This window comes from Micromonospora sp. RTGN7 (assembly GCF_033804645.1).
In the GTDB taxonomy this organism is placed as follows: Bacteria; Actinomycetota; Actinomycetes; order Mycobacteriales; family Micromonosporaceae; genus Micromonospora.
The window spans coordinates 1-301 of sequence record NZ_JAPZLF010000066.1; the positions used below are offsets into that span (position 1 = coordinate 1).

Sequence of the window (301 nt, forward strand, 5' to 3'; positions counted from 1 at the left end):
GTGGCTCCTACCCGACGTGGATTCCCTACCCGACCTACGGGTCGAGTTCGCCACCACACCCAACGGCGAGAACGGCACCTTCCTGCCATACCTACGGGACCCACAGACCCTAGCCCGACCATGGGCCGTCCCCGGCACCCCGGGACTCGAACACCGCATCGGCGGCCTGGAAAAAGCCGACAAGACCGGCGACATCTCCTACGACCCGGCGAACCACGACTTCATGGTCCGCACCCGGGCCGCCCGCATCGAGAACATCCCCGTCCCGGACGTCGAGGTGGAGGACCCCGACGGCGACGCC

The 301-nt window shown here is 68.1% G+C and carries 1 pseudogene; it reads left to right on the forward strand.

The features are described from left to right. Positions 1–301: pseudogene (locus tag SNR22_RS29525) on the forward strand (2-oxoglutarate ferredoxin oxidoreductase subunit alpha); the annotation flags it as partial.